Annotated in this window: 25 protein-coding genes; 15 read left to right on the top strand and 10 right to left on the bottom strand. The window is 66.9% G+C overall.

Annotated features, from left to right (window positions below; translation table 11 throughout):
- Window positions 1-49 precede the first annotated feature (49 nt).
- Complete coding sequence (locus B3E43_RS09640; protein ID WP_292028872.1) at window positions 50-1,198, top strand: GNAT family N-acetyltransferase; 1,149 nt, start codon at window positions 50-52, stop codon at window positions 1,196-1,198.
- Window positions 1,199-1,202: 4 nt separating this feature from the next.
- Here the strand turns inward: B3E43_RS09640 and B3E43_RS09635 are convergent, their stop codons facing one another.
- Complete coding sequence (locus tag B3E43_RS09635; protein ID WP_292028869.1) at window positions 1,203-1,559, bottom strand: phage holin family protein; 357 nt, start codon at window positions 1,557-1,559, stop codon at window positions 1,203-1,205.
- 102 nt (window positions 1,560-1,661) lie between these two features.
- Here B3E43_RS09635 and B3E43_RS09630 point away from each other — a divergent pair, with 102 nt between their 5' ends.
- On the top strand, window positions 1,662-2,099 hold the full coding sequence (locus tag B3E43_RS09630) for an HIT family protein (RefSeq protein WP_292028866.1): 438 nt from the start codon (window positions 1,662-1,664) through the stop codon (window positions 2,097-2,099).
- Between the two features lie 61 nt (window positions 2,100-2,160).
- Window positions 2,161-3,204 (top strand): 2OG-Fe(II) oxygenase, encoded by a 1,044-nt coding sequence (locus B3E43_RS09625; RefSeq protein WP_292028862.1) that lies wholly within the window; start codon window positions 2,161-2,163, stop codon window positions 3,202-3,204.
- Here the strand turns inward: B3E43_RS09625 and B3E43_RS09620 are convergent.
- Entirely contained in the window at window positions 3,201-5,051 is a 1,851-nt protein-coding gene (locus B3E43_RS09620; RefSeq protein WP_292028860.1) for an ABC transporter transmembrane domain-containing protein, read from the bottom strand. The genes B3E43_RS09625 and B3E43_RS09620 overlap by 4 nt on opposite strands.
- A gap of 132 nt (window positions 5,052-5,183) precedes the next feature.
- Between B3E43_RS09620 and rpmE the strand changes: the two genes are divergently transcribed.
- Both rpmE and B3E43_RS09610 read left to right on the top strand, forming a co-directional pair.
- On the top strand, window positions 5,184-5,408 hold the full coding sequence (rpmE, locus tag B3E43_RS09615; protein ID WP_292028857.1) for a 50S ribosomal protein L31: 225 nt from the start codon (window positions 5,184-5,186) through the stop codon (window positions 5,406-5,408).
- Window positions 5,409-5,584: 176 nt separating this feature from the next.
- Window positions 5,585-7,141, top strand: coding sequence for a L,D-transpeptidase family protein (locus B3E43_RS09610; protein WP_292028854.1), 1,557 nt, complete (start codon window positions 5,585-5,587; stop codon window positions 7,139-7,141).
- 8 nt (window positions 7,142-7,149) lie between these two features.
- Here the strand turns inward: B3E43_RS09610 and B3E43_RS09605 are convergent, their stop codons facing one another.
- Together B3E43_RS09605 and B3E43_RS09600 are read right to left on the bottom strand one after the other, a co-directional pair.
- Window positions 7,150-7,683 carry a DUF1465 family protein gene (locus B3E43_RS09605; protein ID WP_414631350.1) on the bottom strand — a complete coding sequence of 178 codons (534 nt, stop codon included), beginning with the start codon at window positions 7,681-7,683 and terminating at the stop codon, window positions 7,150-7,152.
- An 89-nt stretch (window positions 7,684-7,772) separates the two neighbouring features.
- The gene (locus tag B3E43_RS09600; RefSeq protein ID WP_292028852.1) at window positions 7,773-7,997 is read right to left on the bottom strand and encodes a DUF1192 domain-containing protein; all 225 of its coding nucleotides are present in this window, start codon (window positions 7,995-7,997) and stop codon (window positions 7,773-7,775) included.
- 62 nt (window positions 7,998-8,059) lie between these two features.
- Between B3E43_RS09600 and B3E43_RS09595 the strand changes: the two genes are divergently transcribed.
- Window positions 8,060-9,031 carry an NAD(P)H-quinone oxidoreductase gene (locus tag B3E43_RS09595; RefSeq protein WP_292028850.1) on the top strand — a complete coding sequence of 324 codons (972 nt, stop codon included), beginning with the start codon at window positions 8,060-8,062 and terminating at the stop codon, window positions 9,029-9,031.
- Between the two features lie 4 nt (window positions 9,032-9,035).
- Here the strand turns inward: B3E43_RS09595 and B3E43_RS09590 are convergent, their stop codons facing one another.
- Window positions 9,036-9,635: a beta/gamma crystallin-related protein gene (locus B3E43_RS09590; protein ID WP_292028848.1), complete on the bottom strand. Its 600-nt coding sequence runs from the start codon at window positions 9,633-9,635 to the stop codon at window positions 9,036-9,038.
- A 216-nt stretch (window positions 9,636-9,851) separates the two neighbouring features.
- Here B3E43_RS09590 and B3E43_RS09585 point away from each other — a divergent pair, with 216 nt between their 5' ends.
- The gene (locus B3E43_RS09585; RefSeq protein WP_292028847.1) at window positions 9,852-10,523 is read left to right on the top strand and encodes a DUF1013 domain-containing protein; all 672 of its coding nucleotides are present in this window, start codon (window positions 9,852-9,854) and stop codon (window positions 10,521-10,523) included.
- Between the two features lie 71 nt (window positions 10,524-10,594).
- Here B3E43_RS09585 and B3E43_RS09580 read toward each other — a convergent pair whose 3' ends face one another.
- Window positions 10,595-10,768: a YdcH family protein gene (locus B3E43_RS09580; RefSeq protein WP_292028846.1), complete on the bottom strand. Its 174-nt coding sequence runs from the start codon at window positions 10,766-10,768 to the stop codon at window positions 10,595-10,597.
- Window positions 10,769-10,896: 128 nt separating this feature from the next.
- Between B3E43_RS09580 and B3E43_RS09575 the strand changes: the two genes are divergently transcribed.
- Genes B3E43_RS09575 through B3E43_RS09565 form a run of 3 tightly spaced genes read left to right on the top strand, consistent with a single transcriptional unit; the run spans window position 10,897 to window position 12,233 of the window.
- Window positions 10,897-11,511 carry a UbiX family flavin prenyltransferase gene (locus B3E43_RS09575; RefSeq protein ID WP_292028962.1) on the top strand — a complete coding sequence of 205 codons (615 nt, stop codon included), beginning with the start codon at window positions 10,897-10,899 and terminating at the stop codon, window positions 11,509-11,511.
- Complete coding sequence (locus tag B3E43_RS09570) at window positions 11,508-11,972, top strand: TIGR02444 family protein (protein WP_292028843.1); 465 nt, start codon at window positions 11,508-11,510, stop codon at window positions 11,970-11,972. Before B3E43_RS09575 ends, B3E43_RS09570 begins: the two co-directional genes overlap by 4 nt.
- Before the next feature lie 36 nt (window positions 11,973-12,008).
- Window positions 12,009-12,233: a YdcH family protein gene (locus B3E43_RS09565; RefSeq protein ID WP_292028841.1), complete on the top strand. Its 225-nt coding sequence runs from the start codon at window positions 12,009-12,011 to the stop codon at window positions 12,231-12,233.
- Between the two features lie 8 nt (window positions 12,234-12,241).
- Here B3E43_RS09565 and B3E43_RS09560 read toward each other — a convergent pair whose 3' ends face one another.
- Window positions 12,242-12,805 carry a GGDEF domain-containing protein gene (locus B3E43_RS09560; protein WP_292028839.1) on the bottom strand — a complete coding sequence of 188 codons (564 nt, stop codon included), beginning with the start codon at window positions 12,803-12,805 and terminating at the stop codon, window positions 12,242-12,244.
- A 124-nt stretch (window positions 12,806-12,929) separates the two neighbouring features.
- On the opposite strand from B3E43_RS09560, the gene purE reads away from it, so the two are divergent.
- Together purE and B3E43_RS09550 are read left to right on the top strand one after the other, a co-directional pair.
- Window positions 12,930-13,421 carry a 5-(carboxyamino)imidazole ribonucleotide mutase gene (purE, locus tag B3E43_RS09555; RefSeq protein ID WP_292028837.1) on the top strand — a complete coding sequence of 164 codons (492 nt, stop codon included), beginning with the start codon at window positions 12,930-12,932 and terminating at the stop codon, window positions 13,419-13,421.
- Window positions 13,422-14,513, top strand: a complete 1,092-nt coding sequence (locus B3E43_RS09550; protein WP_292028835.1) for a 5-(carboxyamino)imidazole ribonucleotide synthase — start codon at window positions 13,422-13,424, stop codon at window positions 14,511-14,513. It abuts the gene before it with no gap.
- Window positions 14,514-15,138: 625 nt separating this feature from the next.
- On the opposite strand, the gene B3E43_RS09545 is transcribed toward B3E43_RS09550, so the two are convergent.
- Window positions 15,139-16,224: a tetratricopeptide repeat protein gene (locus B3E43_RS09545; RefSeq protein ID WP_292028833.1), complete on the bottom strand. Its 1,086-nt coding sequence runs from the start codon at window positions 16,222-16,224 to the stop codon at window positions 15,139-15,141.
- Between the two features lie 418 nt (window positions 16,225-16,642).
- Here B3E43_RS09545 and B3E43_RS09540 point away from each other — a divergent pair, with 418 nt between their 5' ends.
- Both B3E43_RS09540 and B3E43_RS09535 read left to right on the top strand, forming a co-directional pair.
- Window positions 16,643-17,383, top strand: coding sequence for a hypothetical protein (locus B3E43_RS09540; protein WP_292028832.1), 741 nt, complete (start codon window positions 16,643-16,645; stop codon window positions 17,381-17,383).
- Between the two features lie 34 nt (window positions 17,384-17,417).
- The gene (locus tag B3E43_RS09535) at window positions 17,418-18,218 is read left to right on the top strand and encodes a hypothetical protein (protein WP_292028831.1); all 801 of its coding nucleotides are present in this window, start codon (window positions 17,418-17,420) and stop codon (window positions 18,216-18,218) included.
- A 305-nt stretch (window positions 18,219-18,523) separates the two neighbouring features.
- Here the strand turns inward: B3E43_RS09535 and B3E43_RS09530 are convergent, their stop codons facing one another.
- Window positions 18,524-19,096 carry a lysophospholipid acyltransferase family protein gene (locus B3E43_RS09530; RefSeq protein ID WP_292028830.1) on the bottom strand — a complete coding sequence of 191 codons (573 nt, stop codon included), beginning with the start codon at window positions 19,094-19,096 and terminating at the stop codon, window positions 18,524-18,526.
- Window positions 19,097-19,375: 279 nt separating this feature from the next.
- Complete coding sequence (locus tag B3E43_RS09525) at window positions 19,376-20,056, bottom strand: COQ9 family protein (protein ID WP_292028829.1); 681 nt, start codon at window positions 20,054-20,056, stop codon at window positions 19,376-19,378.
- A gap of 126 nt (window positions 20,057-20,182) precedes the next feature.
- On the opposite strand from B3E43_RS09525, the gene rpsU reads away from it, so the two are divergent.
- Window positions 20,183-20,376 (top strand): 30S ribosomal protein S21 (gene rpsU, locus B3E43_RS09520; protein ID WP_292028960.1); only part of this gene is annotated, 194 nt, incomplete at its 3' end.

Genomic DNA, 20,376 nt, shown 5'->3' with positions numbered 1-20,376 from the left:
GTGATTCCGTTGTGTTCGTTGTGATGAACCCGCTTCGCGGGGCGTGAGCATGGATTTCCGAATCCACGTCCACAACACCGTCGCCGACATAGGCCGCGAGGCCTGGGACGCCTGCGCGTCTTCCTCCGGCGATCCCTTCCTCAGCTTCGACTTCCTCGACGCCTGCGAAGCCTCCGGCAGCGCCGTCCCGGCGCAGGGCTGGGCCGGCCGCCACCTGTCCCTGCGCGATGAGGCCGGCCACGTCCTCGGCGTCATGCCCCTCTGGCTCAAGGGCCACAGCCAGGGCGAATACGTTTTCGACCACAGCTGGGCCGACGCCTATCAGCGCGCCGGCGGCCGCTACTATCCCAAACTCCTGTCCGCCGTGCCCTTCACCCCCGTCACCGGCCCGCGCTTCCTCGCCCATCCCGATGCCGGCGCCGACACGGTGCGGCAGGCCCTGCTCCAGGGGGCCATCGCCCTGACCGAACGGCTGGGCGTCTCATCCCTGCACGTCAACTTCCCGACCGGGGACGACTGGACCGCCATGGGCGCGGCCGGCCTGCTGCAACGGCAGGACATGCAGTACGTCTGGCGCAACGGCGGCTATGCGACCTTTGATGACTTCCTGTCCGCCCTGTCGTCCAGCCGCCGCAAGACCATCCGCCGCGAGCGGCGCGAGGCGCAGGCAGGCCTCGACATCCGCGTCCTGACCGGCGCGGACATCATGGAGGCGCACTGGGACGCCTTCTTCGCCTTCTACATGGACACCGGCGAGCGGAAGTGGGGCCGCCCCTATCTGACACGCGACTTCTTCACCCGCCTTGGCGCGACGATGGCCGATCGTATCGCCCTGGTCATGGCCTTCCGCGACGGTGTCGCCATCGCCGGCGCCCTTAACCTGATCGGCCGCGACGCCTTGTACGGCCGCCAGTGGGGCGCGCTGGAGGAGGTCCCCTTTCTCCATTTCGAGCTCTGCTACTATCAGGCCGTCGAGTTCGCGATCGCGCGCGGCCTGTCCCGGGTCGAGGCCGGCGCGCAAGGCGAGCACAAGATCGCCCGCGGCTACCTGCCCTCCCCCGTCTACTCGGCCCATTTCATCGCCGACCCGGCCCTGCGCGATCCGGTGGCCCGCTACCTCGATGGCGAGCGGCCCGCCGTCGAGGCCGAGATCGCGGTCATGACCGACGAACTCTCGCCGTTCCGGAGGGGCGGCTGATGGTTCAGTCGGCGCGCTTCCCGTCGCCAATGAACCAGCCGGCGATCCAGCTGACGATGCCGGTGACGATCGCCGCGCCGATGCCGGCCTTCAGGCCGTCGACCACAAACCCGCCCAGCAGCATCGCCACCAGCCCGATCACCGCCGCATTCACCACCAGCAGGAACAGGCCGAAGGTGATGATCGTCAACGGGAAGGTCACCACCGTCAGGATCGGCCGGACGATGGCGTTGGCCATCCCCAGCAGGATCGCCGCCAGCAGCAGCGACGGCGTGTCGGTGAAGCCCACCCCCGGCACGACCTGCGCCGCCAGCCACAGGGCCAGACAAGTAACGAGAAACTGGACGATGAAACGCAGCATGGGTCTCTCCCGACTCGAGGATGACGATAACGCGAAACGGCGCGCGGGGCTCCCCGTTATCGCCGCCGGTTGCTACGGTGTCCCTGACCCACGGAGCCCTCGATGAGCCTGAACGCCCCCTACGATCCGAACAACATCTTCGCAAAGATCCTTCGCGGCGAGGTTCCCTCGGTGACAGTCTGGGAGGACGACCATGTGCTGGCCTTCATGGACGTGTTTCCGCAGTCCGACGGCCACGTCCTGGTCATTTCGAAGACCTCGACGGCCCAGACGCTGCTGGACATCGAGGCCGACGCCCTCGCCCGCCTGACAGCCGCGGTCCAGCGCACGGCCCGCGCCGTCGAGAAGGCGCTGCGGCCTGAAGGCTTCAAGATCATGCAACTGAATGGCGCGGCTGGCGGCCAGAGCGTCTTCCATCTGCATTTCCACATCATTCCCCGCTGGTCGAACCGACGGCTGAAGGAACACAGCCATGGGCGGATGGCCGACGGTGCCGCCCTGCGCGCCTTCGCCGACCAGATCGCCGCCGCGCTCGACTGAACGGCTGGCCGCCGGGTCACGCCCTTGAAGCCGGGGCGGTTTTCCGTGCACGGTGGCCTCCATGGCGCTTCTGTACGGCGACCCCGCCCCCACCTTTGCGACCGCCGGGGTCAGCAACCCCCGCTACGTCTTCGACTCGGCGGCGGGCCGCTATCTGCTGCTGGCCATCGTCCCGGCGGGGCCCACAGTCGCCCGCGCCCTCGCCACAATCGAACGGCAGCGCGCGGCCTTCAACGATGCCCACGCCAGCGTCTTTGTCGTCATCGTCGGAAAGGACAGGGGCCGGGGACAGCGTGCAGACAGCCTGCCCGGCCTGCGCTTCCTGTTCGACGAGGATGGCGCGGTCGCCGCCCTCTATGGCGCGACTGACGCCGAACGCTGGTGCCTGGTCGACCCGGCCCTGCACGTCATGGCGACCGTCGGCGCGGATCAGGCCGCAGAGCTCATCGACCGCATAGCCACCCTGCCACCGCCCGGCCGCCACGGCGGCCCCGAAAGCTCGGCGCCCGTTCTGCTCACACCGCGCATCTTCGAACCGGCCTTTTGCGAGCAGCTGATCGCCCTCTACCGCGAAGTCGGCGGACAGCGGTCCGGCTTCATGCGTGAGGTGGACGGCGTCACCACCCTGATGACGGACGACAACCACAAGCGGCGTTCGGACGTCATCATCGAAAACGAGTCCCTGCAGAAGCAGGTTGTCGCACGCCTCAACCGTCGTCTGATGCCGCAGATCCAGAAGGTCTTCAACTTCAAGGCCACGCGGATCGAACGCTATCTGGTCGCCCGCTACGACGCGGAATCCGGCGGCTTCTTCCGTCCACATCGCGACAACACCACCAGGGGCACGGCCCACCGGCGGTTCGCGGTCTCGATCAACCTGAACGCGGACTATGAGGGCGGGGACCTGCGCTTCCCGGAGTTCGGCCCGCGCACATACCGTCCGCCGCCCGGCGGCGCGGTCGTCTTCTCCTGCTCGATCCTGCACGAGGCCACGGCGGTCACGAAGGGCGAGCGGTTCGCCTTCCTGCCCTTCCTCTACGACGATGCGGCGGCGCGGATCCGTGAGGCCAACCTCAAATACCTGGACCCGTCCCTGACCGCCTAGTCAGCCCGGAACTGGAGCTCGGCCAGCCGGGCGTACAGTCCACCCTGGACCATCAGCGCCTGGTGCGTGCCCTCCTGAACGACCTTGCCGTCCTCCATCACCACGATCCGGTCGGCCCGCAGGACCGTAGCCAGCCGGTGGGCGATGACGATGGTCGTTCGGCCTTCCATGGCCTGGTCCAGAGCCGCCTGCACCAGTCGCTCATTTTCGGCATCCAGCGCCGAGGTCGCCTCGTCCAGCAGCAGGATCGGCGCATCACGGACCAGCGCGCGGGCGATGGCCATCCTCTGCCGCTGGCCGCCCGACAGGCTCTTGCCGCGCTCACCCAGGGGCGTGTTGAACCCTTCCGGCAACGCCTCGACAAAGCCCAGCGCCTGAGCCTCCTCGGCGGCGGCGCGAACTTCGTCATCGCTGGCGAGTTCGCGGCCAAAGCGGATGTTTTCGCTGGCGGAACCCGAGAACAGCGGCGCCTCCTGCGACACCCAGGCGAACCGGCCGCGAACGGCGACAGGATCGGCGGAGCGCACGTCGACGCCATCCACCGAGACCATGCCTGACTGCGGATCGTAGAAGCGCAGCAACAGCCGGAAGACCGTGCTCTTCCCCGCACCGGAAGGCCCGACCAGAGCCACCGTCTCGCCCGGCCGCACCGTCAGCGAGAAACCCTTGAGCGCCGGCAGGTCGGGTCGCCCGGGATAGGCGAACTGGACAGCGGACATCGAAACCTCGCCGGTCGCCGGTTCCGGCAGGACCGTCGGCGTCTCCGGCGGCCGGATGGCCGCCTCGGCGCGCATCAGTTCGTCGATCCGCTCCATCGCTCCGGCGGCCTTCTGCACATCGCCCCAGCTCTCGCCCAGAGCCCCGACGGCGCCGGCCACGAACACGGCCAGCAGCACGAACTGCAGCAGGGCGCCCGGCGTCATTCGACCGGCGATCACATCCTGGGCGCCCAGCCACAGCACAAGGCTGACGCCGCCGAACATGACCACGATGATCATGGCGGTCATGAAGGCCCGCGCCCTCATCCGCACCAGCGAGACGCCGAACGCCGCCTCGACCGCCGCGCCGAAGCGCTCGATGGCGCTGGCCTCGCGGCCGAAGGCCTGCACCGTCTCGATAGCGTCCACGCTCTCGCCCGCGAAACCGACGGCGTTGGCGAACCGGTCCTGCGAGGCGACCGTCAACTTGCGGACCGTCCGGCCGAACAGGAAGATCGGCCCCAGCAGCAGCGGAACCACCAGCAACACCATGCCCGTCAGCTTGGGACTGACCACGAACAGCAGGATCGTGCCGCCGATCAGGGTCAGGAAATTCCGCAGGGCGAACGACACAGAGGTCGTCAGCAGGGTCTCGACCAGGGCGATGTCCGTGGTCAGGCGCGACAGCACCTCACCGGTTCGCATCGAGGCGTAGAAAGCCGGGTCCAGCGTCAGGATCCGCCCGAACAGGCCCTTGCGCAGGTCGGCGATGACCCGCTCGCCGGTCTTGGTCACGAAATAGTAGCGGACGGCTGTGGCGACGCCGAGGAACAGGGCGTTGGCGCCCAGCAGCAGGAACCACAGGTTCAACTGGGCGCCGTGGTTCTCGAACCCATTGTCGATCGCGCCGCGGGCGGCGGCCGTCAGGGCCAGCGAGGCCGCAGTGGACAGGATCAGCCAGAAGGCGGCCATGACGACGTGGCCCTTGTGCCGCATCGCATAAGGGAACAACCGTCCGAGCGGGCGAACGTCCCGCCGTCGCTCCCGGCGCTCCCCGGCCTCGCCCATCTGTTCGGCCAACTGGGCGCCCGCGCCCGGCCGTCCCCGGATGTCGGCGGCGGCGTCGGGATTGGCGGTTGCATCTGTCATGGCGCGCGCCTCTTGCCCCGGAACGGCCCCCGGTGTAAACGCCGCCGCTCATTCCCGCCCCAGAAGGCGGGATTTCTCATTTTCGCGCTCCGACGGTCGGCATCGTCATCGCGCAGAGACCGGACCAGGACCATGAAGGCGGATACGCACCCCGACTACCACTTCATCACCGTGACGATGACCGATGGTACGACCTATCAGACGCGCTCGACCTACCAGAAGGAAGGCGCCGTCCTGAACCTCGACATCGATCCGCTGACCCACCCGGCCTGGACCGGCGGCAACCAGCACCTGCTGGACCGCGGCGGCCGCGTTTCGCGCTTCAACAACAAGTTCGCAGGCTTCATCAAGAAGTAGGCCTGATCCACGGGGAACGGGCTTTCAGGCCACACCCCGCGGCAAGACGACCACAAAGGCGTCGGTCTCCGGACCGGCGCCTTTCTGTTTGCCCGGAACGCCGATAACATGGCGACGTTGGCTTCGGGGGCGTGGACGTGGGGTCCCGTGTCGAAGCGGGCGAAGAGATCGTGACGATGAATCGACGGCAACTGGGACTTGGCGCGGCCGTGTCGGCTTTCGCGTCATCCATCGGACTGGCGGCCCGGGCCCAGACCCGCGATCCCGGCGCTGTCGCCTTCTATGACAGCTTCAACGATCAACTTGCGCGCCTGCCTGCCACGATCCAACCCGATGTCCGCGCCTTCTATGAGCTGAACGGCTGGCGGCCCGTCTGGACAGCCGAACGCCTTCGCACGCTTCAGACCGCCGCCGGCCGCGCTGAGCGCCATGGCCTGTCGCAGAGCGATTATTTCGATTTCGAGGCCCTCGCGTCGGCACCCGACTCCGCTGAAATGCGGACCACCGCCGCCGCCATGAGCTATGGCCGCGTTCTCGCGGAGGGTCGGGTTCGCCCCGAGACCGTCGAGGACCTCTGGGAGATGCAGAAGAACCGCGTCGACCTGCCGGTCGGGCTGAACGACGCACTCGCCCAGAACCGTCTGGTCGACTGGTTTGAGGGCCTGGCCCCGACCGACATCGGCTATTCCAACCTGTCCGCCGGCTATATCCGCTATCGCCGCCTGATCCGCGACGGCGGCTGGCCGGTCTTCCGCCAAGGCACGACCATCGAGCCGGGCATGAGCGACGCGCGGATTCCCGCATTGATCCAGCGTCTGGTGGCCGAAGGTGACCTCACCGCCGCCGACGGTGCACGCCTGGGCAGCATGGGCATCGTCTACGGGCCCGAACTGCAGGCCGCCGTCCGCGGTTTCCAGATCCGCCACGGCCTCGTGGCCGACGGGCGCGTGGGCACGGGTACCCAACGGTCCCTCTCGGCCTCGGCTGAAGATCGGGCCCGCCAGATTGCCCTCAACCTCGAGCGCCGCCGCTGGCTGAAACGCGAGGTCGCGCCCGAACGCATCGAGGTCAACACCGCAGCCGCCATCATGGTCTACTGGAAGGATGGCCGACCGGTACACTCCAACCGGGTCGTCGTCGGCACGGCCGCCAACCAGACGCCCAGCCTTGAGAAGCCTTTCGCCTCGGTCGTCGCCAACCCGCCCTGGTATGTGCCTTCCAGCATAGCGCGCAATGAAATCCTGCCGCGCGGCCCCGCCTATCTGGCCAGCCAGAACATGTACATACAGAACGGCACCGTCATCCAGCGCGCCGGCCCGACCGCCGCGCTCGGCTATGTGAAGTTCGAACTGAGGGACAGCTACGCCATCTTCCTGCACGACACCCCGTCAAAGGCCGCCTTCAATCTCGCCTTCCGGCACCGGTCACACGGCTGTGTGCGCGTGCAGAACGCCGTCGAATTCGCCCGTCTGTTGCTGTCGCCCGATCCGACCCTGCTGGAACAGTTTGACGCCGCCCAGGACAGCCGGCAGACCCGTCGCATCCAGACCGGCCGCGAGATCAGCGTGCGCCTGCTGTACTGGACCGCCTTCGTCGACGGCCAGGGCCGCGTTGCCTTCCGCGAGGACGTCTACAGCCGCGACGCCAAACTGGCGCAGGCCCTCGGCATCGCTCTCAGCCTGCCGCGGCCGGTCGATGACGGCGCGCGGGTGGCGACCGACGTCGGGCCGTAGGTTCTAACTCAGGTTCGGAAGGCCGCCGTCAGACGATCCAGCTGGCTCTGCACGGGATTGACCGCGTCCTCTTCAGGCTCGTCCAGATACATGCGCCGATCCAGGTGCAGCACCCGGTCGTACAGTTTTTCGGTGCGCACCAGATATTCGACCAGGGCGATAGGCAGTTCCGGATGGCTGACTTCGGTCGCCGCCAGCCGCTCGGCCAGGCGATAGCGTGGCTCGCAGGCCGCCTCGGCGGTCATATCCCCCTCGCGCACCGCCCGCTGGACCAGCAGCCATGAGGCGATCTGCATCAGCCGGGTCGTCAGCTTCATGCTTTCGCCCGCGTAAAGCAGGGCGGTCGACCGCGACAGCAGCTTGGACTCCCGACGCCCGTCCCCGTCCAGATAGGCGGCGGTCTCCTCGACCAGTTCCATCCCCTCCTGGAAAGTGCGGTCGAACAGTTCCGAACGGGCGAAATCATCCACGACCGCGGCGCGGCTGCGGCCCCCGGGTGAAAGCGTGGTGGCGTCAACAGGCATGAACTCAACCAGACTCATGGAACAGGCGCATCCGTATCACGACCGGCACGGCATGGCGCGGCGCTTCAACGGTGTGCAACGGCCATGCCAGACTAGGGCCGACAGGGTTACGACCGGAAATTGAACATGGCGTCGGCCGCATTGCGTTGCGACGACTTGCCTTCGATGGCGGCGTTCGAGCGATCGATCTCGGCCTGCAGCCCCGCGATCCGCTGTTTCAGGTCCTCGACCGAATAGCCGTCCAGATCCTCGCGAGTCAGGGCGATCAGGGGCGCTCCGCGCGCCGGACGGGGCTCCAGATCCTCGAACATCTCCGCCTCCTTCGTGGTCATCCGGTACGCAACGCCCTATTTCAACGCCCGGACACGAACGATTGCAAGAACGGGACGGGCGAATGCGGGTAGTCGAGATCGCGGGCGGCGCCGGTTCCGCAGAGTGCCTGGTCCTTTCCGAACGCCCCGATCCGGTCGCCGGGCCGGGCCAGATTCGCATCCGTGTCCGCGCCGCCGGGATCAACCGGCCCGACATCCTGCAGAGGCTGGGTCGCTACCCTGCCCCGCCCGGCGCATCGGACATTCCGGGTCTGGAGGTCGCGGGCGAGGTCGATCAGGTTGGCGCGGGCGTTGACCGTTGGTCCTTCGGAGACCGCGTCTGTGCCCTTCTGGCCGGAGGCGGCTATGCGGAGCTGGCCGTGGTAGACGCCGGCCACGCCCTCCCCGTCCCGGCCGGCATGGATTTCGTCCAGGCCGCCGCCCTGCCCGAGACGGTCTGCACCGTTTTCGCCAATGTCTTCGAGGCGGGTGCGCTCAAGGCGGGCGAGACCCTGCTGATCCACGGCGCCACAAGCGGCATCGGCGTCACCGCCATCCAGATGGCGAAGGCCGCCGGCGCGCGCGTCATCGCCACCTCGCGTGGGGCTGCCAAGGCCGATGCGGCGCGACGGCTCGGCGCCGACCTCAGCCTCGACGCCACTTCGGACGAAATGGAGCCGGCGATCCGGGCGTTTGGCGGCGCGGATGTGGTGCTGGACATGGTCGGCGCCGACTATGCCGCCCTCAACCAGGCGGCGCTGAACCCCTTCGGCCGCTGGGTGGTGATCGCCACCCAGTCCGGAGCGCTCGCCGAGATTGATCTCGCCCGATTGATGATGAAGCGGATCACCCTGACCGGCTCCACCCTCCGGGCCCGGCCGGCCGACGAAAAGGCCCGGCTGGTCGCAGCCGTGGAAGCTGTGGCCTGGCCGTGGGTTGCTTCAGGCGCGGTCCGGCCGCCGGTTGAAGCAACTTTCCCACTTGAACAGGCATCGGCCGCCCACCTCCGGCTGGAGGCAGGCGGCCATGTCGGCAAGATCGTGCTGACGACCTAGACGGTTACCAGCGACCGCCGCCCCGAACCGGACGCAGTGAGGAAATCCGGTCGTTCAGCCCCGTGTTGCGCAGATTGCGGACGTCGTTGCTGAAAGTTACGCACTGGCCGCGATAGTAGGCGTCCGTGCAGGCTTCCCATGTGCCCTGGAACCGCATCGAGCTGATGGCGTCGTTGAAGCCCGTATTGGCCAGGTTCGGCATCTCGTTATCGAACCGGAAGCTGGCGCCGCGGTAATCGGCGTCCCGGAAGATCGTCACCGAAGATCGCCCGCCGCCCCAGCCGCCGCCCGGACGATCCGGGCGACCGCCGCCGCCCGGGCGATCTTCATATTCGCCGCGGTTCGGACCACAGACCAGCAGGCCGTCATTGTTGCGGATCTCGTAGTTGCCGCAGCGGTTCAGCTCGATCGAGGTGCCGCGGATCTGCCCGCGGTTGGTGCGGCAGTCGGCATAGAGCCGGCCCCGATTCACGTATTCGCCGCTGCAGCTGTCGCGATAGTCGCCGCGCGGCGCGACCCGCTCGGGACCTCCCGGGATCTGGGGAGCGAACTCCTGCCCGGCGCCGGTGACGACCGCCGCGGCGGCCAGCATTTCGATCAGCATGGAAGTTCCTCCCAAAAAACGTTCTCGACGCACAACGCGCCTGTGAAGCCACTGTTGCGGAGCCTGGATGAACCTTGGCTGTATGGCCTTGTCGGGTTCCGTTTTCTTTTCCGGCGAATGGGACTATATCGCCATCATCAACGCCCGGTCGAAAGGCCGGGCGCCGTCGTATCCAGAGCCCGGTTTTCGGGCTCAAGCAAGCACCGGAATACCGCCATGACCGACATCCTGATGCCCAAGGCCACCGCGGTCTGGCTGGTCGACAATACCTCGCTGACCTTTGAGCAGATCGCCGACTTCTGCGGCCTGCATCCGCTGGAAGTGCGCGGCATCGCCGACGGCGACGTGGCCCGGGACATCCGCGGTGCCGACCCGCTGGTGAACGGCCAGCTGACCCGCGAGGAACTGGACAAGGCCCAGAACGACGACGCCTACCGCATGCAGGCCGTTGTGAGCCGCCACGCCGAACTGCTGAAGGTGCACAAGGCGCCGCCGAAATACACGCCGGTCTCGCGCCGTCAGGACCGCCCCGACGCCATCATGTGGTTCGTCCGCAACCACCCGGAGGTGACCGACGCCCAGATCGCCAAGATGCTCGGCACGACCAAGTCGACCATTGAGAGCGTGCGTAACCGCACCCACTGGAACAGCCCGAACATCAAACCGGTGGACCCGGTAACCCTCGGTCTGGTCGGCCAGCTGGCCCTGGACGAACTGGTCCGCAAGGCCGCCGACAAGAAGGCGAAGGACGACGCCAAGAAGGGCGGTGCCACCCTGCAGCCCGTCGACGCTCCGGCCGAACCGGCCGAAGAGGAATTCGTGCCGGAAGCCCGCGAACGCCGCGGCGCCGAGCCGACCGCCGCCTCGGTCTTCGGCTCCAAGGACTGAGCCTCACGCGACGGTCAATAAAAACGGCCCCGGGATCGCTCCCGGGGCCGTTGTTCTTTCGGGAGGCTCCGCTAATGCGCCGAGGCCTCCAGACTGGTGATCTGTTCCTTGAGTCGGAGCTTCTGCAACTTGAGCTCCCTTACGCGAAGCGAGTCCGTGGCCGGGCGGGTCGTCTCTTTCCGGATCGTCTCATCCAGATTGCGGTGACGGTTTCCCAGTTCGCGGATACGAGCTTCGATGGTCATGGCTTGCGCCTCCATGTCTAAGGGACCAGTACAGTCAGCGCCGGGTCTGACCGGCTGTAGAATCACATTCCAGTGAACTGCCGACCGTCCTGATACGGACCACCCTGGAGCCCGAATTGGCCGAAGATGTGAACAGAGCCGTACGGAACCCTTCCGGCTCTACGCCCCCCAGACTGATCGTCGGAATTTCCGGAGCGTCCGGCGTGACTTACGGCGTCCGGGTGCTGGACGCCTTGCGTGAGTTGGGCGTCGAGAGCCACCTCGTCGTCACCCGCGCCGCCCTGCTGACCCTGTCGCAGGAGACCGACCTGTCAGCCGATGATCTGCTGGGCCGCGCCGACGTGACGCACCGGCTCAACGATGTCGGCGCCTCGATCGCTTCGGGGTCGTTCCGGACCATGGGGATGATTATCGCCCCCTGTTCGGTCCGCACCATGGGCGAGATCGCCACGGGCGTGACCTCGACCCTGCTGACCCGCGCCGCCGATGTGGTGCTGAAAGAGCGCCGCCCGCTGGTGCTGATGGTCCGCGAGACGCCCCTGCACCTCGGCCACCTGCGCACCATGACAGCCCTGGCCGAGATGGGCGCCGTCATCGCCCCGCCCCTGCCCGCCTTCTATGCCAAACCGGCCTCGATCGCCGAAATGGTCGACCAGTCGGTCGGCCGCGCGCTGGACCTGTTCGGCCTGGACTGGTCCGCGGTTCGACGCTGGGACGGCCTCAAGGGACCGGGATCGGAATGAGCCTCTGGGACTGGGCGTTGAAGGCCTATGCGGCCGACGGAGTCGCCGACGCCTGTCTGGAGTTGCAGGACGCCGCTGGCCAGAACGTGCCCCTGCTGCTCTGGGCCGGCTGGTGCGCGGGGACGGGGCGCGTCCCCGATGAGGACGCCCTCGAAGCCGCCGGCGACACCGCCCGGGCCTGGCAGGAGACGGCCATCGCACCCCTGCGCGCCGTGCGGAAAGCACTCAAGCCCCGCGCCCCAGATCTTGACGACGCCGACCGCGAGGCCGTCCGGGCCCAGGTCAAGGCCGTCGAGCTGGACGCCGAGCGCCGGCTTCTGGCCGCGCTGGAGGCTCTCGCCCCCGCGCCCTCCGGCCCGCCGCAGCCGCCGATCGCCCAGCTGGCAGCCGCGGCCCGGATCTGGTCGCCGATGGTCCCGCGCGCGCTTCTGGTCCGGCTCGCAGACCGCCTTCCGGCCTGACGCGGCGCACAGTATGATCCCCCGACAGGGCCTGACATGAACGACGACGAACCTTTTCTGACCGAAGAAGAGCTGGCGCTGCACGCCCGGCTCAAGGTGCTTCAGCTCGAGCATGCCGACCTCGACGCCTCGATCGAGGCCCTGGGTCACATGCCGGTGCCGGACCAGCTGATGATCGCCCGGCTGAAGCGCAAGAAGCTGACCCTGCGCGACGAGATCGCCAAGATCGAGGACCGCATCCTGCCCGACATCATCGCCTGAGGGCCGCGTCAGCGGCCTTTCTTGCGCACCCACATGGCGGCGTCGGCCTCGGCCAGCCAGATCTCGGGATCGGTGTGGCCGGCGAAGGCGCGGACGCCGAATGAGCCGCCCAACGGCGACTGTTCCCCGGCCCAGATGAAGCCATCGGCCTCCAGCGCCGCGGCCAGACGCTTCGCCTTGTCGCGGCCTTCGTCCAGACCGGCGTTCAGCATCAGCAGGGCGAACTCGTCGCCGCCCAGCCGGCCGACCGCATCCGATTCGCGCAGATTGGCTCGCAACAGCTCGGCCACATGCACCAGGGCGGCGTCGCCCGCGGCATGGCCCAGGGTATCGTTGACGCTCTTGAAGCCATCCAGATCGAGATACAGCAGCACCGCCGGCACCTCATGGCGCAGGCAGAAGGCCATGGCGCTGCGCATCGCGGTTACGAATCCGCGCCGGTTCAGGGCCGGCGTCAGCACGTCGTGATCGGCCGCGGCCTCCGCCGCCTCGGCCCGGAGGCGCAGGGCCTCGACCTCGGCGCGCAGGCGCTCGATCTCGGCTTGGGGGTCTGTGACGGCCGTGTCGGTCACGAGCAGAGGGGGCTCCCCGGCCGGCGACTCAACACGTCCGGCCATCGGTGAGCCTAACGCCGTCGGTTGCGGGCGCAACGCGAGTCCTGTATCGCGCCGCTTTCCCGCGAAAAGGCGAGCCTCCATGACGACCGGGACACCACCAGTGGCGATCATCATGGGCAGTCGTTCGGACTGGCCGACAATGAAACACGCCGCCGACGCCCTGGACCGTCTGGGCGTAGCATGGGAGGCCCGGGTGGTCAGCGCCCACCGCACGCCCAGACGCCTGTTCGACTTCGCCACCGGCGCACGCGCCGCGGGCTTCAAGGTGATCATCGCCGGCGCCGGCGGCGCCGCCCACCTGCCCGGCATGGCCGCTTCCATGACTGAATTGCCCGTGCTGGGCGTGCCGGTGGAATCGAAAGCCCTCAAGGGCATGGACAGCCTGCTGTCGATCGCCCAGATGCCCGGCGGCATACCGGTGGCGACGCTGGCGATCGGCGAGCCGGGTGCCAAAAACGCCGGCATTCTGGCCGCCCAGATCCTTGCCTTGTCGGACCCTATCCTCGCCGGACGCCTGACCGCCTTCCGTGAGGCCCAGACCGAGGCGGTCCACGAAACGGTCGAGGACTGAGTGGCCGACGCCGTCCCCGCCCCCCTGCCCCCCGGCTCCACTCTCGGCATCCTCGGCGGCGGCCAGCTGGGGCGGATGCTGAGTCAGGCCGCCTCGCGCCTCGGCTTCAACGTCGTCATCCTTGATCCTGAAGAGAACAGCCCGGCGGGCCGGGTCTCACAGGGCCAGATCGTCGCCGCCTATGACAATTCCACGGCCCTGTCCGTGCTGGGCCAGACCTGTCAGGCCGTCACCTTCGAGTTCGAGAACGTCCCCGCCGTCTCGGTCGAGCGGCTGGTCGAGGGCGGCGCCGTCGTCGCGCCCGGCCCCAAGGCCCTGGCCGTCGCCCAGGACCGGGTGGAAGAAAAGACCTTCCTCAACAGCGTCGGCGCGCCGACGGTGGCCTTCACCGCCATCGAGACCCTTGAGGACCTGCGTCACGCCGTCGACCGGCTGGGGGTCCCGGTCCTGCTGAAAACCCGGCGCGAGGGCTATGACGGCAAGGGACAGGTCTGGATCAAGTCGCCCGCCGATGTGGCCAAGGCCTGGAAGACGATCGGCGGTCGCCCGGCCATCCTCGAGGCGCGAGCGTCGTTCCAGCGTGAACTGTCGGTGATCTGCGCCCGCAGCCACGACGGCGCCGTCGCCGTCTATCCGCTGGGCGAGAACGTCCACAAGGGCGGCGTCCTCAAGACCACCCTCGCCCCGGCGAAGGTCGATGAGAAGACCCAGGCGCGCGCCCACGCCATCGCCGCCGCCATCCTCGAGGGGCTGGACTACGTCGGCGTCATGGGGATCGAACTGTTCGACCTCGGCGCGGGCCTGCTGCTGGTCAATGAGATCGCGCCGCGGGTCCACAACACCGGCCACTGGACCCAGGACGGCTGCGTTTGCGACCAGTTTGAACAACATATCCGCGCCCTCGCCGGCTGGCCGCTCGGCCCGACGACGGCCCACGCCCGGGTCGAGATGACCAATCTGCTCGGCGACGATGTGAAGAAGTGGGAAGGCCTGTCCGCCAAACCCGACGCCCGCCTGCACCTCTACGGCAAGGCCGAGGCCCGCAAGGGCCGCAAGATGGGCCATGTGAACCGGGTGAAGCCGCTGGTCTGATCGACGGCGACCGGCACCCGTTCGGGGGCGAGAGTATCGCCTTGCCCGCAAAAAATCCGGCGGGCGACTTTCGATTGGCGTCAGCGGGGCCCGTTCGGGCAAGCCGCGCTTGGGGCGGCGTCGGCGGGGTGATGCAAGCTGTCAAAGACCAAGGCCCGGCGGGCATTTGGCCAACAAGCGCGCGGGAACGACAGAATTGGACGCAGGCCGCGGATGGGCGTGGTTTCGCGCCGGCGGGCGGGGGCCGGAAGGTCGATCCGAGGGTTCAAAGGGGCGAGATTATACGGGGCGAGAATACACGGTCCGGAAGCAGGCGGCCGGCGGGGTTGAGAACGCCGCCCGCGACGCTGACCGTAGTCGCTGGCGTCCGATTGTGGCGATGAGGGTCATGTCCGTTCCCGACCCATAGCGGACTCCAGGAGTGTCTGCTTTCGGGCGACCAGGTGAGCCCCCGTTCATGCCGCAAAGCGGTCGTTCCTAAGGTCCGCTTTGAAGAGTCAAAGCGGACATCAGCGCCCCCCTCCAGTAGTGCAACTTTGATGATCTGCATTCAGCGCCGGAAAGCGGACTCTTTGGACGTAACCTGTCAGCACCGGTCCGCCAGCGACACGAACCGAGTGGGAAGTCATTTGCGATATCCCAGCCGCAGCAATCCAGCCTCGGCACGCTCACGGGTTCTTGGGTGAGCATCGGGACTGGACAGGGCGGTGCGGAACGCCTGCACCGCGCCCGGAACGTCGCCCAAAGCTTCGTATGCAAGGCCTCGGCGGCTAGAGATACGTGCCCGGTCCTCGTCCGTGACACCGGGAAGGCTTTCACGCCTATCGCATGCCACGAGCGCGCCAGCCGGATCGTTCACGTCCGTCAGATAACCACAAAGATTGTCCCAAGCCGCCGCGCCGTCGGGGTCGAGTTGGATTGATCGACGAAAGGCAGAGATGGATTCGCTGTATCGGCCGAGGTTGTGAAGCGCAAAGCCGCGATTGTTGAAGCCACTGGCGCTGCGAGGATTGAGTTGAATCGCCTGATCCGCGTCCGTGAGAGCGTCGTTCCAGCGTTCGAGCCTGACAAAGGCCAACGCGCGATAGTTGTAAGCGTCAACGTTAGACCGGTTGAGCGCGATATATCGCGTCCAGGCACCAATCGCTTCGTCCCATCGCTCCTGATCGCTAAAAATCAGACCGCGCTCGTAAACGGCCCACTCGTACGCCGGATCGAGAGATGCGGAAATCTCGATCGCAGCCAGAGCCTCCGAATAGCGCCTAAGCTGTCGAAGTGACGAGGCCATCTCCCGGTGAACCCAGGCCGGTCGATCATAGCCACGACGGAGGCTCTCGCGGAAATCTGCCACTGCCTCCTCGTGCCGGCCGGCGCTCTGTCGGACAATGGCTCGGTTCCGATAGGCGCTACCGGATCGGTCCATTTCGATGCGACGCGTCGCATCAGCCTCTGCAAGAGAATAGTTTCCCATCAGCCGGTGAATAAAGGCCCTGGCTCCATAAAGGTTGGCTGTGCCGCCCTGGGCCGCGATACAGCGATTGGCCGCGTCGAGCGCTGCTGCGTTGCTCGGAGGTGCAGTCCAGTTGTCATCGCCATCGGGATCTATGTACTGGCCCAACTCTGTACAGGGATTGGCCTGGGCAGCAGCCGGTGCCGCCATCGCCACCGTTGCGACAATCGCCACCGCGCCGAAAACAAATCCATTACGCATGAATATCCCCCGAAATGACAGGGCACCAGGATATCAGGCCGTTCGCGATCGCCAACCTGTGTTGCGCAACAGAGTCTGGTCCTCACCCCGAATACTGGATTGTTCTCTTTGAGAATTTTCCGGATATCGCGTTTTGGGCCGCGACCTTGCGCCTCACATGCTCTGGTGGACCTTCCGTGAGCATCAGATCGCCTTCATTCTGGGAAGGGCGGAAGTCGGCACGACGGTGCAGCCGGCTAAACCGCCAGGCAGACATGACGCGCTGGCATCATGAACTCAAAAACCCGGGTAGATGCTACAAGCGCCGGGCCAACCAAATGGTCTCAAGGGCTTGGCAGCACCGCAGCGAGGCCGAAGGGGGCGGTCCAAAAGGAGAAAGATGTCCTGTTTCAGATTTCTGCCTGCAGTGATGGTTGTGATGCTGATGTCCTGCTCCACAACCGGGCCGGGCGTCTATTCCGGCGGGGGGCGCGGGCTTGAAGACCCCCATTCCGGCAAAAATCTCGTGGACCTGCCCCGGTGCAGCGAGATCTATCCGGACGGAACCTACCTGGTCGCGGGACCCGTGGCCGGTCGGCCGGGCAGCCGTATTGAGGTGCGCCACGTCCTCGGGATGGGGAATTCGTCTTACAATATCCCGCTTCGCTGTGTGGATGAATGGCGGATTGATCCCCCGGCGGCGGCCACACTCTCGGCCAACCGGCGCTTTCTGGATATCAGCCCCGATGCCGCGCCGGGCATGATCACGCTGACGGCAACCGCGCGGGGGGATTCCACAAGCATTACAATCCCCGTCATCGACCCGGACGCGCCCAATCTCTATGGCAGCTGGATCCCGACACAGACGTTATCCTGTGCGGACGAAGAAATGCCGAGCATGCTGGCTATACGCCCTGACGGTCGCGTCCTCATCGCCTATCCGGACCAGATGGCTCGCTGGCAGGCTGAATACACCTACAGCTTCGACCCTGACGCCGGCACCTTTACCCTGGGAACCCAGACGGGCGAGGTGCGGGTCCTCGAAGAGGGACGAATCGTGTTTTCCGGTATTGCCTTCCCTTCGGGACGGCCACCCCCACCCCTGCCGCCCGGCGACCCGCCGCGGCCGAGCCAGGCCAGTTGTGAGTTCGAGTTCGTTCGCGTCGGTGAACAGTATTGAGGGCCGAACGAGTCTTGCCGGAAGGGGACACAGGTTGGGTTATCTGAAACGCATTCTGGCCCTGCCGGGCCTGCTCACCCTTGCGGCCTGTGCGACGACCGCCCCGGGGTTTTACTCCGGAGGCCAGGGCCTTCGCGATGTGGTGGACCGGCATGAGGAGCCCGGTCGGCGCAGTCCACTGGTGAACTGCAACGTTCCGTCTGGTCATCGGCTCACGGCCGACCCGGCCTCTGCACGGCCTGGCGAGACGGTGGACCTGCGCCACAGCTTCGAGTTTTCAGCCTCCGGCCCCCAGCACATTCCCCTGAGGTGCGTCGATTTCTGGCAGGTCGATCCGCCTGAAGCGGCCACACTGTCCAGCGACCGGCGCGTGCTTCAGGTCAGCGACTCCGCCGCTCCGGACAGCGAGATCCGGGTGACGGTAACAGCCAATGGCCACCCACACACCCTTGTCCTGCCGATTGTCGGGGCCGATGAGAGCGGCATCCATGGCAACTGGCGACCGGTGACCCGGGAGGGGTGTTTCGGCAGCCCGGCACCCGTTGAAATCCGTTTCGACCCTGACGGCTCCGTCCTGTTCGCTCTCGGACTGGGCCCGTCCATCTGGGATACCCGCCGGGCTTATACATTCGATCGCGTGAGCGGCGTCTTGACCGTCGGCGATCAGAGCGGATCCGCGCGCTTCGATGAAGCCGGGAACCTGGTAGTCTCAGGACTGCAGCTGCCGTCTGCGATTCCGCCCAGGCCAGCGCCGCCGCAGGCGGATGGAAAGCCGACTGAGACCAATTGGTCAGACTGTGAGCTGGTCTTCAGCCCTGCGGGGTCCTTTCGCTGATCGGGCGCTCGGCCGACCGGGCCCCGCAGTGGAGTGCGCTGCGCCTCGTATGGGGCCGGGCGCTTGAGTCGCAAGGGAGGCGCAATCAGTCCCGCGACAAATACACTGAGGTCGCGCGCATGGACCTGTCAGCGGCTGACCGGGCCGAGGTGGCGCCCAGGCTGGCAGCGGCCCAGCGTCAGGCTTTGGAGGTCGGCCGGGCCGATGTCTGATGTCCCCCCAAAACGGCGGTCAGGAACGTCCGCTTTTCACCCCGATCAGGACCCAAAACACCTTGTCCCGGTGTCCACGAAACCGGGTTCAGTTCAGAAAGCCTGGCGCGATGAGGTCTCCTGCAGGATGGTCGAGGCGCGTTCCGGATGCTTCCCGACTGACGCCTGGTAGAAGACGGCGACCTCTTTCATATCGGCCTCATAGTCGCCGCTAGGGCATATCGTGGGTCCGATCGTGATCAGCTTGCGGGGGAAGTCGATCGAAGCGCAGACGATGGGGACTTCGGCGGCCACGGCGATATTGTAGAAGCCCGTCTTCCAGCGATCGCGTCGAGCACGAGATCCCTCAGGTGCGATGGTCAGGATGAAATTGTCGCGACGCGCAAACTCGGCCGCCATCGTCCCGACGATGTCCAGGGCCTGGGACCGGTCAACCGGGACGCCGCCGAGATCGCGCAAGGCTCCGGCCAGGGGCCATCGGAACAGGGATGACTTGCCGAGGAAGCTGAGGTCCAGATTCAGGGCTTCCGCGGCTCCAAGAAAACAGACGAAATCCCAGTTGCTGGTGTGCGGGGCCCCTATGAGCACAAATTTCGGGTGCGCCGGTCGCGGCCCATGAACCTTCCAGCCCTGCATTTTGAACAGCAGCCCCAGGGTCAGTTTCATTGCGTCTGCAAGCGCTGCCATACCGCAGTTTCAGTCCATTCAGCGACGCCGGGCAAGCGAAGTATTACGGGGTTCGGGTGACCTGAACCCCACGTCCCATTCCGCCATGACAAGGTCGAGGCGGAGGGTGATCGGCTCCCGTTCTGTCCGACCTTTCGAGGGAAGGACGCTGGCTACTCCTGGAGGAGTCGTCATCCCCCATAGCGGACGTTCGCAGCGTCGCCCTCCGGGCGCGGACAACTGGCCTGTGATCGGCCATGGGACCCGGGATGAGCGTCGCTATTGGGGAGCCTTCGCCCCGTAGCGCATCCGGCTCAGCACATCCGTGACCCTCTTCAGCGGCGCGTCGAAATCCTTGCCCGCCTTCCATTTCTCGAAGGCCATGACGTTCTCGATGCGGGCGGCGACGAAGGCCTCCGCGGCCTCGCGGCCGTCGAACCAGCGCATCGTCAGGGCGGGGATCAGGATGCCCGACAGGATCGTCCGCTTGGAATAGTGGTTCCAGTCCGTGGCCGTGTCCCCGGCCCAGTTCCACAGCAGGTCGGCGCTCTCCCAGGCCATCTTCAGCCCCAGATCGGCGTTGGGCGGCAGGGCCAGGAAAGCGGCGCAGCGGCGCGTGGCCTCCAGGTCGGCGGCCCCCGCCTCCATCCGCGCCGAGACGGCGGCCGCGATTCGCTCCCGCATCTTCAGCGACTTCGCCTCGACCGCAGCCAGTGTGGCCAGCGCCCGGTCGTCATGCCGCCGCGACAGCAGGGCCGCCAGATCGCGCGCGCCGTTGGGCAGCAGCAGCTCCTCGTCGCCCTGCGACAGGCCGCAGGCCTCGCAGGCGGCCCGCACCATCCGGCTGTTCCAGCCCAGCCGGGGCGCGAGGCCCAGGGCGGCGTCGAGCACGGTCTGTTCCATGCGGTCGGCCCAGTCTCCTTCAGGCGTCTCGTTCGACAGGTGTGGCGCATCGGTCATGGCGACAGCATATCCCCGTCCGGCGGGCGTTTCGAGGCTTGAGATAGACGCGCGACGATCTGGACAGGCGGGGGGCGAACGTGTATCAGCCCGCCTTCATCCGCGGACCCTGTCTGCCGGACCGAGATTTTATTTGTCTGCCCGTCTCCCTTTCGAGGTGCGCGGCGGGCGGCCAAAGGAGAGTTCAACCTGGTACAGATTTTCGTTCGCGATAATAACGTCGATCAAGCGCTCAAGGCCCTCAAGAAGAAAATGCAGCGCGAAGGCAGCTTCCGCGAGATGAAGCGCCACGTGCACTACGAGAAGCCCTCGGAGAAGCG

Origin of the sequence: Brevundimonas sp. UBA2416 (genome assembly GCF_002343105.1) — a bacterium.
Lineage (GTDB): Bacteria > Pseudomonadota > Alphaproteobacteria > Caulobacterales > Caulobacteraceae > Brevundimonas.
Note: the sequence above shows the minus strand (reverse complement) of the source record. Positions and strands in the feature narration are given on the sequence as shown.